We start from the raw sequence: 12,563 nt of genomic DNA, 5'->3' as shown, positions 1-12,563 counted from the left end.
GGGAGGGACGCACGCGTGACATCGCTGTGGACCGAAGACTCCGATGCCGACTAGCCGCACCGGCCGCCCTCCCGTGCGGCGGGCCGGCCGTCCACCCGCCGGGGTGCCGCGCGACAACCCCGTACGCCGTCTCTACCTGCGCGCCCGCAAGGCCTGGGACCGGCCGCTGACGGCGTACTACCTGATCCTGGGCGGCAGCCTGCTGATCACCGTGCTGGGGCTCGTGATGGTCTACTCGGCCTCGCAGATCACGGCGCTCCAGCTCTCGCTGCCCGGTTCGTACTTCTTCCGCAAGCAGTTCCTGGCCGCCCTGATCGGCGGTGTGCTGCTGTTCGCCGCCTCCCGGATGCCGGTGAAACTGCACCGGGCGCTGGCCTACCCGATCCTGGCGGGCGCCGTCTTCATGATGGTTCTGGTGCAGGTGCCCGGGATAGGTCTCTCGGTCAACGGCAACCAGAACTGGATCTCGCTGGGCGGCTCGTTCCAGATCCAGCCCAGCGAGTTCGGCAAGCTCGCGCTCGTGCTCTGGGGAGCCGATCTGCTCGCCCGCAAACAGGACAAGCGGCTGCTGACCCAGTGGAAGCACATGCTGGTTCCGCTCGTGCCCGCCGCCTTCATGCTGCTCGGCCTGATCATGCTGGGCGGCGACATGGGCACGGCGATCATCCTCACGGCCATCCTGTTCGGGCTGCTGTGGCTGGCCGGGGCGCCCACCCGGCTGTTCGTGGGCGTGCTCTCCGTCGCCCTGGCGATCGGCTTCCTCCTCATCAGGACGAGCCCCAACCGCATGTCCAGGCTGGCCTGCATCGGCGCGACCGAGCCGGGGCCGCACGACACCTGCTGGCAGGCCGTGCACGGCATCTACGCACTCGCCTCCGGCGGACTCTTCGGCTCCGGCCTCGGGGCCAGTGTGGAGAAATGGGGCCAACTGCCCGAAGCGCACACCGACTTCATTTTCGCCATCACCGGGGAGGAACTGGGCCTCGCGGGGACGCTGTCGGTGCTCGCCCTGTTCGCGGCTCTAGGCTATGCGGGTATCCGCGTGGCCGGACGCACGGAGGACCCCTTCGTGAGGTATGCCGCGGGAGGCGTGACCACCTGGATCACGGCGCAGGCCGTGATCAACATCGGTGCGGTGCTCGGTCTGCTGCCGATCGCCGGTGTCCCGCTCCCGCTGTTCTCCTACGGGGGTTCCGCCCTGCTGCCGACCATGTTCGCCATCGGGTTGCTGATCGCCTTCGCGCGTGAGGACCCCGCTGCGCGGGCGGCTCTCGCGATGCGGCAACCCCGCTTTGGCAGAAAGCGGGATGCGGTGAGAGAGTCCGCAAGGGCCGCGGGGCCCCGGAGATGGAACACGATGCGACGGCGTGCCTCTGCGGCGCGTTCGTCCGGAGAGCGGTGAATTTCGGTGCATGTCGTACTCGCCGGCGGGGGGACCGCCGGCCACATCGAGCCCGCGCTCGCCCTCGCGGATGCCCTGCGCAGGCAGGACCCGACCGTGGGAATCACGGCCCTGGGCACGGAACGCGGACTGGAGACCCGGCTCGTACCCGAGCGCGGCTACGAACTCGCGCTGATCCCGGCCGTACCGCTGCCGCGCAAGCCCACCCCCGAACTGATCACCGTCCCGGGACGGTTGCGCGGCACGATCAAGGCCGTCGAGCAGATCATGGAGCGGACCAAGGCGGACGCGGTCGTCGGCTTCGGCGGCTATGTGGCGCTGCCCGGCTACCTGGCGGCCAAGCGCCTCGGCGTGCCGATCATCGTCCACGAGGCCAACGCCCGCCCCGGCCTCGCCAACAAGATCGGATCGCGGTACGCGGCCCAGGTGGCCGTCTCCACGCCCGACAGCAAGCTCCGCGGGGCCCGCTACATCGGCATCCCGCTGCGCCGCTCCATCGCCACCCTCGACCGGGCCGCCGTACGGCCCGAGGCGCGCGCCGCGTTCGGGCTCGACCCGAACCTGCCGACGCTGCTCGTGTCGGGCGGCTCGCAGGGCGCCCGTCGCCTCAACGAGGTGGTCCAGCAGGCGGCTCCGTACCTCCAGCAGGCCGGGATCCAGATCCTGCACGTGGTGGGTCCGAAGAATGAACTGCCGCAGGTGCAGCAGATGCCGGGAATGCCCCCGTACATCCCGGTATCGTATGTGGACCGGATGGATCTCGCGTACGCCGCGGCCGACATGATGCTCTGCCGCTCGGGCGCGATGACCGTTGCCGAGCTCTCCGCCGTCGGACTGCCCGCCGCCTACGTCCCGCTGCCCATCGGCAACGGCGAACAGCGGCTGAACGCCCAGCCGGTGGTCAAGGCGGGCGGCGGACTGCTGGTCGACGACGCGGAGCTGACCCCGCAGTGGGTGCAGCAGAACGTGCTGCCCGTGCTCGCGGACCCGCACAGGCTGTACGAGATGTCCGTCGCCGCCAGCGAGTTCGGCCGCCGTGACGCCGACGACCTGCTCGTCGGCATGGTGTACGAGGCGATCGCCTCGCGCCACCGCTAGGACCGCACGAGGGAAGGCAGGGAGCGTGGCCGGACCGACGACCGCCGAGCGCGGTGAACGGCAGAAGCTGGAGTCCGGCCCGCCCCGGCCGCCCCTCACTGGGCGGCTCCGCCGCCTTCGTAGGCTCATCGTCCTTTTGCTCGTTGTGGTGTTGGCCGGGGCCGCCGCGGTGTGGATCCTCTACGGTTCCGCCTGGCTGCGCACGGAGCGCGTGTCCGTCTCCGGGACGCGGGTCCTGACCGTCGCGCAGGTGCGGGAGGCTGCCGGTGTACCGGTCGGATCCCCGCTGGTCTCCGTCGACACGGACGCGATCGAGGCGCGGCTGCTGAGGGAATTGCCCCGGATCGACTCGGTCGAGGTCTTCCGGTCCTGGCCGCACGGAATCGGCCTGCGCGTGACCGAACGGACTCCGGTCCTGATGGTCAGAAAAGGCACGAAATTCGTCGAAGTGGACGCCGGGGGCGTCCGGTTCGCCACGGTTTCCGCCGCTCCGAAGGGTGTGCCCGTCCTGGAGTTGACGGTGTCGAAGCGCGCCGCGGCGCGCCGCTTCCCTGCCGACCGTCTCGTACGCGAGGCGGTGCGGATCGCGCGGGACATCCCGGACGAAGTCGCCCGTGACACCCGTACCGTCAAGGTCCGTTCCTACGACGCCGTCTCGCTGGAGTTGAGCGGCGGCCGGACCGTCGAGTGGGGCAGCGCCGAGAAGGGCCGGGCGAAGGCCAGGACGCTCCTTGCTCTCATGAAAGCCGATTCCGGGGCCCGGCACTTCGACGTAAGTGCCCCCACTGCCCCCGCATCGTCGGGCAGTTGACTCGCATCGATGCAGGCCAGCACCCTGGTTGGGCAGTGTCGAGCCTGATCACATAGGGTGAAAAGAAAAACGGGAGGTTCGGCGTGTTCGTTGAACGCGCGCCACTTGTCGACTTAGTGTCCTGTTCGGAAGAGTCCAAGGAACAGACACACTGGTAACCCTAAACTTCAGCGTTAGGGTTCGGGTCGGCGTTCGGACCGTCCCATTCGGCATCAGTCGTCGGATCGCGAACGTGCGAGGCGACGACACGTAACTCGAGGCGAGAGGCCTTCGACGTGGCAGCACCGCAGAACTACCTCGCAGTCATCAAAGTCATCGGTGTCGGCGGCGGTGGTGTCAATGCCATCAACCGGATGATCGAGGTCGGTCTCAAGGGCGTCGAGTTCATCGCCATCAACACCGACGCTCAGGCGCTGTTGATGAGCGACGCCGACGTCAAGCTCGACGTCGGCCGGGAACTCACCCGCGGCCTCGGGGCCGGAGCCAACCCGGCAGTCGGCCGCAAGGCCGCCGAGGACCACCGTGAGGAGATCGAGGAGGTCCTCAAGGGGGCCGACATGGTCTTCGTGACGGCCGGCGAGGGTGGCGGCACCGGCACCGGCGGCGCGCCCGTCGTGGCCAACATCGCCCGCTCACTGGGCGCCCTCACCATCGGCGTGGTCACCCGCCCGTTCACCTTCGAGGGCCGGCGCCGCGCCAACCAGGCGGAGGACGGCATCGCGGAACTCCGCGAAGAGGTCGACACCCTCATCGTCATCCCGAACGACCGGCTGCTGTCCATCTCGGACCGCCAGGTCTCGGTCCTCGACGCCTTCAAGTCGGCGGACCAGGTCCTGCTGTCCGGCGTCCAGGGCATCACCGACCTGATCACCACGCCCGGTCTGATCAACCTCGACTTCGCCGACGTCAAGTCCGTGATGTCCGAGGCCGGTTCGGCTCTCATGGGCATCGGCTCCGCCCGCGGCGACGACCGCGCGGTGGCGGCGGCCGAGATGGCCATCTCCTCGCCGCTGCTGGAAGCCTCCATCGACGGCGCCCGCGGCGTCCTGCTGTCCATCTCCGGCGGCTCCGACCTCGGCCTGTTCGAGATCAACGAAGCGGCCCAGCTGGTCAGCGAGGCGGCGCACCCCGAGGCCAACATCATCTTCGGCGCGGTCATCGACGACGCCCTCGGCGACGAGGTGCGGGTCACCGTCATCGCCGCCGGCTTCGACGGCGGGCAGCCGCCGGCCAAGCGGGAGAACGTCCTCGGCTCGGCCGCGACCCGACGCGACGACCCTGTCCCGTCGCGTCCCGCCGAGAGCCGCCCGTCCTTCGGGTCGCTCGGCAGCGTCACGCCCAAGGAGCCCGCTCCGGAGCCCGCCCCGGAGCCGGTCAGCGAGCTGCCGGTGTCCCCGCCGGTCCCGCCGTCCCGCTCCTACTCGGACAGCGCGGCCGAGGAACTGGACGTGCCGGACTTCCTGAAGTGATAGGACAGCGCTCCGCCGCGAGCACCGTGAGCGGCGCCCACTTCGCCTTCACCGACAGGTGGGGCGGGGTGAGCGCCGTTCCGTACGAGGAGCTCAACCTCGGCGGGGCGGTCGGCGACGACCCCGACGCCGTACGCGCCAACCGGGAACTCGCCGCCAAGGCACTCGGGCTCGACGCGGCCCGGGTCGTCTGGATGAACCAGGTGCACGGGCCGGACGTGGCGGTCGTCGAGGAGCCCTGGGGCGCCTCGGAGATCCCCGCCGTCGACGCGATCGTCACGGCGCGGCGAGGGCTCGCGCTCGCCGTCCTCACCGCCGACTGCACGCCCGTCCTGCTGGCCGACCCCGTCGCCGGTGTGGCGGCCGCCGCGCACGCGGGACGGCCCGGCATGGTCGCCGGCGTGGTTCCCGCGGCCGTACGGGCCATGGTGGAACTCGGCGCCGACCCGGCCAGGATCGTCGCCCGCACCGGACCCGCGGTCTGTGGACGGTGCTACGAGGTGCCGGACGCGATGCGCGCCGAGGTCGCCGCCGTGGAACCCGCGGCGTACTCCGAGACCGGGTGGGGGACTCCCGCTGTCGACGTGACCGCCGGGGTGCACGCTCAGCTCGAACGGCTCGGAGTGCGCGACCGCGAGCAGTCGCCGGTGTGCACGCTCGAATCAAGGGACCACTTCTCGTACCGACGGGACCGCACTACCGGGCGGCTCGCGGGTTATGTCTGGCTGGACTGATGGGGCATGACAGACCGTAAGGCGCAACTCGCCGCGAACCTGGCGAAAGTGGAAGAGCGCATCACGGCGGCGTGCACGGCCGCCGGGCGCGAGCGCGAAGAGGTGACCCTGATCGTGGTCACCAAGACCTATCCCGCCAGTGATGTGCGGATCCTGTCGGAACTCGGTGTGCGTCACGTGGCGGAGAACCGGGACCAGGACGCTGCGCCCAAGAGGGCGGAGTGCTCGGACCTGCCCCTGTTGTGGCATTTTGTCGGTCAATTGCAGACCAACAAGGTGCGTTCCGTGGTCGGTTACGCGGATTTCGTGCAGTCCGTCGACCGTTCCCGCCTTGTTGCGGCCCTCTCGAAGGAAGCGGTGCTGGCGGAACGCGAAGTGGGATGCCTCGTCCAGGTCGCGCTGGACGCGCAGGAGAGCGGCCGGGGTGAGCGGGGAGGCGTGGGTGTCGGCGGGGTGGAGGAGTTGGCCGACCTCATCGCGCAGTCCCCGGGACTCCGGTTCGACGGGCTGATGACCGTCGCTCCGCTCACCGGCGCGTACGCGGGACGTCAACAACAGGCGTTCGAGCGGCTGATGGATTTGTCGACTGTCCTGCGCCGGACCCATCCGGCTGCGAACATGGTCTCGGCAGGGATGAGCTCGGATCTCGAACAGGCTGTGGCAGCCGGAGCGACACATGTACGCGTCGGTACTGCGGTACTCGGAGTCCGACCCGGCCTCCGGTAACGTCGCCAAGAAGTCGGACCACAGCAGAAAATATGGTCATTACCGCCAAATGCGGGCATAACGACCTCGTGGATCGCGGGCACTTGGCAATTCGTCAGCCGATCCACCACAGAGCGGAGGACTCAGAGCATGGCCGGCGCGATGCGCAAGATGGCGGTCTACCTCGGCCTCGTGGAGGACGATGGGTACGACGGCAGAGGATTCGACCCCGACGACGACTTCGAACCCGAGCTCGACCCGGAGCCCGAGCGGGACCGGCGACGGCATGAGCCGCCGCACCAGTCACATCAGGCGCACTTGTCCCAAAGGGACGAACCGGTACGAGTCGTACAGCCCCCGGCGCCTCGTGACCCGGCGCCGCATTCCGCCTCGCTCGCCTCGGAGTCCGGGCGTCCGGCGCGCATCGCCCCCGTGGCGTCCATCACACAAGAACGTCAGAGCCTGGAGAAGAACGCCCCGGTGATCATGCCCAAGGTCGTGTCGGAACGAGAGCCGTACCGGATCACCACGCTGCACCCCCGGACCTACAACGAGGCCCGTACCATCGGGGAACACTTCCGCGAGGGCACCCCGGTGATCATGAACCTGACGGAGATGGACGATACTGACGCCAAGCGACTTGTCGACTTCGCCGCCGGTTTGGTGTTCGGTCTCCACGGCAGCATCGAGCGGGTGACGCAGAAGGTGTTCCTGTTGTCGCCTGCTAACGTCGATGTCACGGCGGAGGACAAGGCCCGCATCGCAGAGGGCGGGTTCTTCAACCAGAGCTGAGACGCAGGACCGGGAACACCGTATGGAAAACAGGGGAGAGGGAAGCACGGATCATGAGCGTGGTCGGGCAGGTCTTCTACATCGCGCTGATGTGCTTCCTCATCGTGCTGATTTTCCGGTTGGTCATGGACTACGTCTTCCAGTTCGCCCGCTCATGGCAACCCGGCAAGCCGATGGTGGTCGTTCTGGAGGCCACCTACACTGTCACCGATCCACCGCTCAAGCTTCTGCGGCGGTTCATTCCGCCGCTGCGTCTCGGGGGCGTGGCGCTTGACCTGTCCTTCTTCGTGCTGATGATCATCGTTTTCATCTTGATCAGACTTGCGCAGAGCGTGATGTGAGCGATGTGAACGATACGGTCTTGCCGAATGCCGACGACTACGTTGAGGTGAAGAGATGCCGTTGACCCCCGAGGACGTGCGGAACAAACAGTTCACGACCGTCCGCCTCCGAGAAGGCTATGACGAGGACGAGGTCGATGCCTTCCTCGACGAGGTCGAAGCCGAACTGACTCGCCTGCTCCGCGAGAACGAGGACCTGCGCGCCAAGCTGGCCGCCGCCACGCGCGCGGCCGCGCAGAACCAGCAGCAGCAGGGTATGCGCAAGCCGCCCGAGCAGCAGGACCAGCAGGGCCCGCCGCAGGGTATGCGAGGGCCCGGCGCTCCTGTGCCCGCCGGAATATCAGGTCCGCCGCAGGGCATGGGCGGCCCCATGGGTGGTCCGCCTCAGCTGCCGAGCGGTGCTCCTGCGCTGCCCGCGGGCCCCAGTGGCCAGGGCGGCCCGCAGGGTCAGGGCCCCATGGGTCAGGGTCCGATGGGCCAGGGCGGCCCGATGGGTCAGGGTCCGATGGGCCAGGGTCCGATGGGCCAGGGCGGCCCGATGGGTCAGGGCCCGATGGGTCAGGGCGGCCCCATGGGCCAGGGTCCCGGCCAGATGCAGCAGATGGGTGGCCCGATGGGCCAGGGTCCCGGCCAGATGCAGCAGATGGGTGGCCCGATGGGCCAGGGTCCCGGCCAGATGCAGCAGATGGGTGGCCCCATGGGCGGTCCCATGGGCGGTCCGATGGGTGGCCCCATGGGCGGTCCGATGGGCGGTCCCGGTCAGCAGATGCCGCAGCAGGGCCCCGGTGGCGACAGCGCCGCGCGTGTCCTCTCGCTGGCTCAGCAGACCGCCGACCAGGCGATCGCCGAGGCGCGCTCCGAGGCCAACAAGATCGTCGGTGAGGCCCGCAGCCGCGCCGAGGGTCTGGAGCGCGACGCCCGTGCCAAGGCCGACGCCCTGGAGCGGGACGCGCAGGAGAAGCACCGCGTCGCGATGGGCTCCCTGGAGTCCGCCCGCGCCACGCTGGAGCGCAAGGTCGAGGACCTGCGCGGCTTCGAGCGCGAGTACCGCACGCGTCTGAAGTCCTACCTGGAGTCGCAGCTGCGCCAGCTGGAGACGCAGGCGGACGACTCGCTCGCTCCGCCGCGCACCCCGGCCGCCGCGTCGCTGCCGGCGGCCTCCGCGCCGTCGATGGCTCCCGCGGGTGCCGGTGCGCCGTCCTACGGCGGCAACCCGGGCATGGGCGGGCCGTCGCAGGGGGGACCGTCCTACGGCGGGCAGCAGCAGATGTCGCCCGCGATGACCCAGCCGATGGCTCCGGTGCGGCCCCAGGGCCCGTCGCCGATGCAGCAGGCGCCCTCGCCGATGCGCGGGTTCCTCATCGACGAGGACGACAACTGACGGCCACCGGAACGCCTTAGGCGTCGGCGGCATTCAGGGCGGGGCCCCCGGAGAGATCCGGGGGCCCCGCCCTTTTGCGTGCCCGTCAAAGGCTTGTGCGGGGGCCAGGAGGCGCTGGTAGGAGTGCGCGGGTCCATCGGCGGCCCGCGGGGCCCGGACGCCCTGTACGGGCCGCTCGCGACGCCGGGGTACGGCGGCGCGTTGAACCGAGGGCCCGAGGCCGGGAGCGGGGAGGAGGGCCGTTACGCCGAAGGCCTGAGGGCAGGGCGTGGGGAGCCGGCTGTGACGCCGAGGGCCCGGGGCGGGGCGTGGGGAGGCGGGCGTCACGCCGAAGGCCCGGGGCCACCAGGATGTCCTGGTGGCCCCGGGCCTTGACTACGGGTGTGGCGTCCTCGTCACGCCTTGCGGAGGCGGAACACCAGGGACAGGCCCTCGTCGGTGAACGGCTCCCCGTAGGTGTCGTCGGCCTCTCCCTGCGCGAAGTCCGTGGCGAGGACCTCGTCGGCGATGAGACCGGCGTGCTCGCCGAGAGCCGCGACGACCGCCGGGTCCGTGGAGGTCCAGCGGAGCGCGATGCGGTCGGCGACGTCGAGGCCGCTGTTCTTGCGGGCCTCCTGGATCAGCCGGATCGCGTCACGGGCGAGGCCCGCCTGCCGCAGCTCCTCGGTGATCTCCAGGTCGAGCGCGACGGTCGCGCCGGAGTCGGAGGCCACCGACCAGCCCTCGCGGGGGGTCTCCGTGATGATGACCTCGTCCGGGGCCAGGGTCACGGTCTCGCCGCCGACCTCGACCGACGCGTTGCCCTCGCGCAGGGCGAGGGACAGGGCGGCGGCATCGGTCCCGGCGATGGCCTTCGCCACATCCTGGACGCCCTTGCCGAAGCGCTTGCCCAGCGCGCGGAAGTTCGCCTTGGCCGTGGTGTCGACCAGTGAGCCGCCGACCTCGGAGAGCGAGGCGAGTGAACTCACATTCAGCTCCTCGGTGATCTGCGCGTGCAGTTCGGGGTCGAGGGTCCCGAAGCCGGTCGCGGCGATCAGCGCGCGGGACAGCGGCTGACGGGTCTTGACGCCCGACTCCGCGCGCGTGGCCCGGCCGAGCTCGACGAGACGGCGCACCAGCACCATCTGGCGCGACAGCTCCGGGTCGATGACGGACAGGTCCGCCTCCGGCCAGGTCGACAGGTGCACGGACTCGGGGGCGTCCGGGGAGACCGGGACGACCAGGTCCTGCCAGACGCGCTCGGTGATGAACGGCGTCAGCGGGGCCATCAGCCGCGTGACGGTCTCCACGACCTCGTGCAGCGTGCGCAGCGCGGCCTTGTCGCCCTGCCAGAAGCGGCGGCGGGAGCGGCGCACGTACCAGTTCGAGAGGTCGTCGACGAACGCCGACAGGAGCTTTCCGGCGCGCTGGGTGTCGTACGCCTCCAGAGCCTGCGTCACCTGGTCGGTGAGCGCGTGGAGTTCGGAGAGCAGCCAGCGGTCCAGGACCGGACGGTCCGCCGGGGCCGGATCGGCCTCGCTGGGCGCCCAGTCGCTGGTGCGGGCGTACAGCGCCTGGAAGGCGACGGTGTTCCAGTAGGTGAGGAGCGTCTTGCGGACGACCTCCTGGATCGTGCCGTGGCCCACGCGCCGGGCCGACCACGGGGAGCCGCCGGCCGCCATGAACCACCGCACGGCGTCGGCCCCGTGCTGGTCCATCAGCGGGATCGGCTGGAGGATGTTGCCCAGGTGCTTGGACATCTTGCGGCCGTCCTCGGCGAGGATGTGGCCGAGGCACACGACGTTCTCGTACGAGGACTTGTCGAACACCAGGGTGCCGACCGCCATCAGCGTGTAGAACCAGCCGCGTGTCTGGTCGATGGCCTCGGAGATGAACTGCGCCGGGTAGCGGCTCTCGAAGATCTCCTTGTTCTTGTACGGGTAGCCCCACTGCGCGAACGGCATCGAACCCGAGTCGTACCAGGCGTCGATGACCTCGGGGACGCGGGTCGCCGTCAGGCCGCAGCCGCCTTGCGGGCACGGGAAGGTCACCGCGTCGATGTACGGGCGGTGCGGGTCGAGTTCCGACTGGTCGGTGCCGGTCAGCTCGGACAGTTCCGCGCGCGAGCCGACACAGGTGAGGTGGCCCTCCTCGCAGGTCCACAGCGGCAGCGGGGTGCCCCAGTAACGGCTGCGCGAGAGTGCCCAGTCGATGTTGTTGTTCAGCCAGTCGCCGAAGCGGCCGTGCTTGACGGACTCCGGGAACCAGTTGGTGCCCTCGTTCTCCTCCAGGAGACGGTCCTTGACGGCCGTGGTGCGGATGTACCAGGAGGGCTGCGCGTAGTACAGGAGCGCGGTGTGGCAGCGCCAGCAGTGCGGGTAACTGTGCTCGTACGGCACGTGCTTGAAGAGCAGGCCGCGGTTCTGGAGGTCCTCGGTGAGCTTTTCGTCCGCCTTCTTGAAGAAGACGCCGCCCACGAGCGGGACGCTCTCCTCGAAGGTGCCGTTCGGGCGGATCGGGTTCACGACCGGAAGGCCGTACGAGCGGCAGACCTTGAGGTCGTCCTCGCCGAAGGCGGGGGACTGGTGGACCAGACCCGTACCGTCCTCGGTCGTCACGTACTCGGCGTTGACGACGAAGTGGGCGGGCTCGGGGAACTCGACGAGCTCGAACGGACGTTGATACGTCCAGCGCTCCATCTCGGCACCCGTGAAGGACTCGCCCGTGGCCTCCCAGCCCTCGCCGAGCGCCTTCTCCACGAGCGGCTGCGCGACGACGAGCTGCTCCTCGCCGTTCGTCACGACGACATAGGTGACACCCGGGTGGGCGGCGACCGCGGTGTTGGACACCAGCGTCCACGGGGTGGTCGTCCACACCAGGAGCGAGGCACGGCCGGCCAGCGGACCGGAGGTGAGCGGGAAACGGACGTACACGGAGGGGTCGACGATCGTCTCGTAGCCCTGGGCCAGCTCGTGGTCCGACAGGCCCGTCTCGTCGCGCGGGCACCAGGGCGCCACGCGGTAGTCCTGGACCAGCAGGCCCTTGTCGAAGATCTCCTTGAGCGACCACCACACGGACTCGATGTACTCGGGGTCCATGGTCCGGTAGGCGTCGTCGAGGTCGACCCAGTAGCCCATGCGGTTCGTCAGCTCGGTGAACGCGTCGGTGTGACGGGTCACGGACTCGCGGCACCGGTCGTTGAACTCGGCGATGCCGAACGCCTCGATGTCCTGCTTGCCGGTGAAGCCGAGCTCCTTCTCGACCGCCAGCTCGACCGGCAGGCCGTGGCAGTCCCAGCCGGCCTTGCGGGCCACGTGATAGCCGCGCATGGTGCGGAAGCGCGGGAAGACGTCCTTGAAGACGCGCGCTTCGATGTGGTGGGCGCCCGGCATGCCATTGGCGGTGGGCGGACCTTCGTAGAACACCCACTCCGGCCGGCCCTCGGACTGCTCGAGGCTCTTGGCGAAGATCTTCTGCTCACGCCAGAAGTCGAGCACGGCGTGCTCGAGGGCGGGCAGGTCGACCTGGGCGGGCACCTGGCGGTACGTCGGCGCTGTCATCGGCGAGCTTCCTCCAACGGACTTTCTGCCTTCCGTCGGAGGGACGAGAGCCGTGTTGCTACGGACGCCGTGTGCGGCGCGCTCCCGCGGTACCACCCTCCTTGGCCCTCCGACGCGCCGTTCGTGTCGGTGAGCCCCCTCATTGGGGTCGCGATGCCGGGTCTACTGGCCCCTCAGGGGTGTTCTTCCGGCGGCTCCGGGGTGATGTTCGCGTCGCGCTCGCCCCCGGGCTTCCACCGTCCCCGGGTCGCTCCTGGCCGCGTACGCCGCTACTCGTCCCCATCCACGCTT

At 69.7% G+C, this 12,563-nt stretch carries 10 protein-coding genes; 9 read left to right on the top strand and 1 reads right to left on the bottom strand.

What is annotated here, in order from left to right:
* Window positions 1–43 precede the first annotated feature (43 nt).
* The 9 genes from ftsW (at window position 44) to OG410_RS12325 (ending at window position 8,733) form a co-directional block, all read left to right on the top strand.
* Window positions 44–1,402, top strand: coding sequence for a putative lipid II flippase FtsW (gene ftsW / locus OG410_RS12365; RefSeq protein WP_329299168.1), 1,359 nt, complete (start codon window positions 44–46; stop codon window positions 1,400–1,402).
* A 6-nt stretch (window positions 1,403–1,408) separates the two neighbouring features.
* The gene (murG, locus tag OG410_RS12360) at window positions 1,409–2,500 is read left to right on the top strand and encodes an undecaprenyldiphospho-muramoylpentapeptide beta-N-acetylglucosaminyltransferase (RefSeq protein ID WP_329299167.1); all 1,092 of its coding nucleotides are present in this window, start codon (window positions 1,409–1,411) and stop codon (window positions 2,498–2,500) included.
* A gap of 25 nt (window positions 2,501–2,525) precedes the next feature.
* Window positions 2,526–3,311, top strand: a complete 786-nt coding sequence (locus OG410_RS12355) for a cell division protein FtsQ/DivIB (RefSeq protein WP_329299166.1) — start codon at window positions 2,526–2,528, stop codon at window positions 3,309–3,311.
* A gap of 275 nt (window positions 3,312–3,586) precedes the next feature.
* Window positions 3,587–4,780, top strand: coding sequence for a cell division protein FtsZ (gene ftsZ / locus OG410_RS12350; protein WP_326788306.1), 1,194 nt, complete (start codon window positions 3,587–3,589; stop codon window positions 4,778–4,780).
* Window positions 4,777–5,514, top strand: a complete 738-nt coding sequence (gene pgeF, locus OG410_RS12345) for a peptidoglycan editing factor PgeF (RefSeq protein WP_328668588.1) — start codon at window positions 4,777–4,779, stop codon at window positions 5,512–5,514. The genes ftsZ and pgeF overlap by 4 nt, the downstream gene beginning before the upstream one ends.
* Window positions 5,515–5,520: 6 nt before the next feature.
* Entirely contained in the window at window positions 5,521–6,240 is a 720-nt protein-coding gene (locus OG410_RS12340; RefSeq protein ID WP_329299165.1) for a YggS family pyridoxal phosphate-dependent enzyme, read from the top strand.
* A gap of 129 nt (window positions 6,241–6,369) precedes the next feature.
* A complete protein-coding gene (sepF, locus tag OG410_RS12335) occupies window positions 6,370–7,011 on the top strand; it encodes a cell division protein SepF (protein WP_326788309.1) in 642 nt (213 codons plus the stop codon).
* A gap of 53 nt (window positions 7,012–7,064) precedes the next feature.
* Window positions 7,065–7,352: a YggT family protein gene (locus OG410_RS12330; RefSeq protein WP_326788310.1), complete on the top strand. Its 288-nt coding sequence runs from the start codon at window positions 7,065–7,067 to the stop codon at window positions 7,350–7,352.
* Window positions 7,353–7,407: 55 nt separating this feature from the next.
* Complete coding sequence (locus OG410_RS12325; protein WP_329299164.1) at window positions 7,408–8,733, top strand: DivIVA domain-containing protein; 1,326 nt, start codon at window positions 7,408–7,410, stop codon at window positions 8,731–8,733.
* Between the two features lie 395 nt (window positions 8,734–9,128).
* Here the strand turns inward: OG410_RS12325 and ileS are convergent, their stop codons facing one another.
* Window positions 9,129–12,272, bottom strand: coding sequence for an isoleucine--tRNA ligase (gene ileS, locus OG410_RS12320; protein WP_329299163.1), 3,144 nt, complete (start codon window positions 12,270–12,272; stop codon window positions 9,129–9,131).
* Window positions 12,273–12,563: the final 291 nt, after the last annotated feature.

This window comes from Streptomyces sp. NBC_00659, from assembly GCF_036226925.1.
In the GTDB taxonomy this organism is placed as follows: domain Bacteria; phylum Actinomycetota; class Actinomycetes; order Streptomycetales; family Streptomycetaceae; genus Streptomyces.
This window is presented reverse-complemented; position numbering and strand designations above follow the sequence as displayed.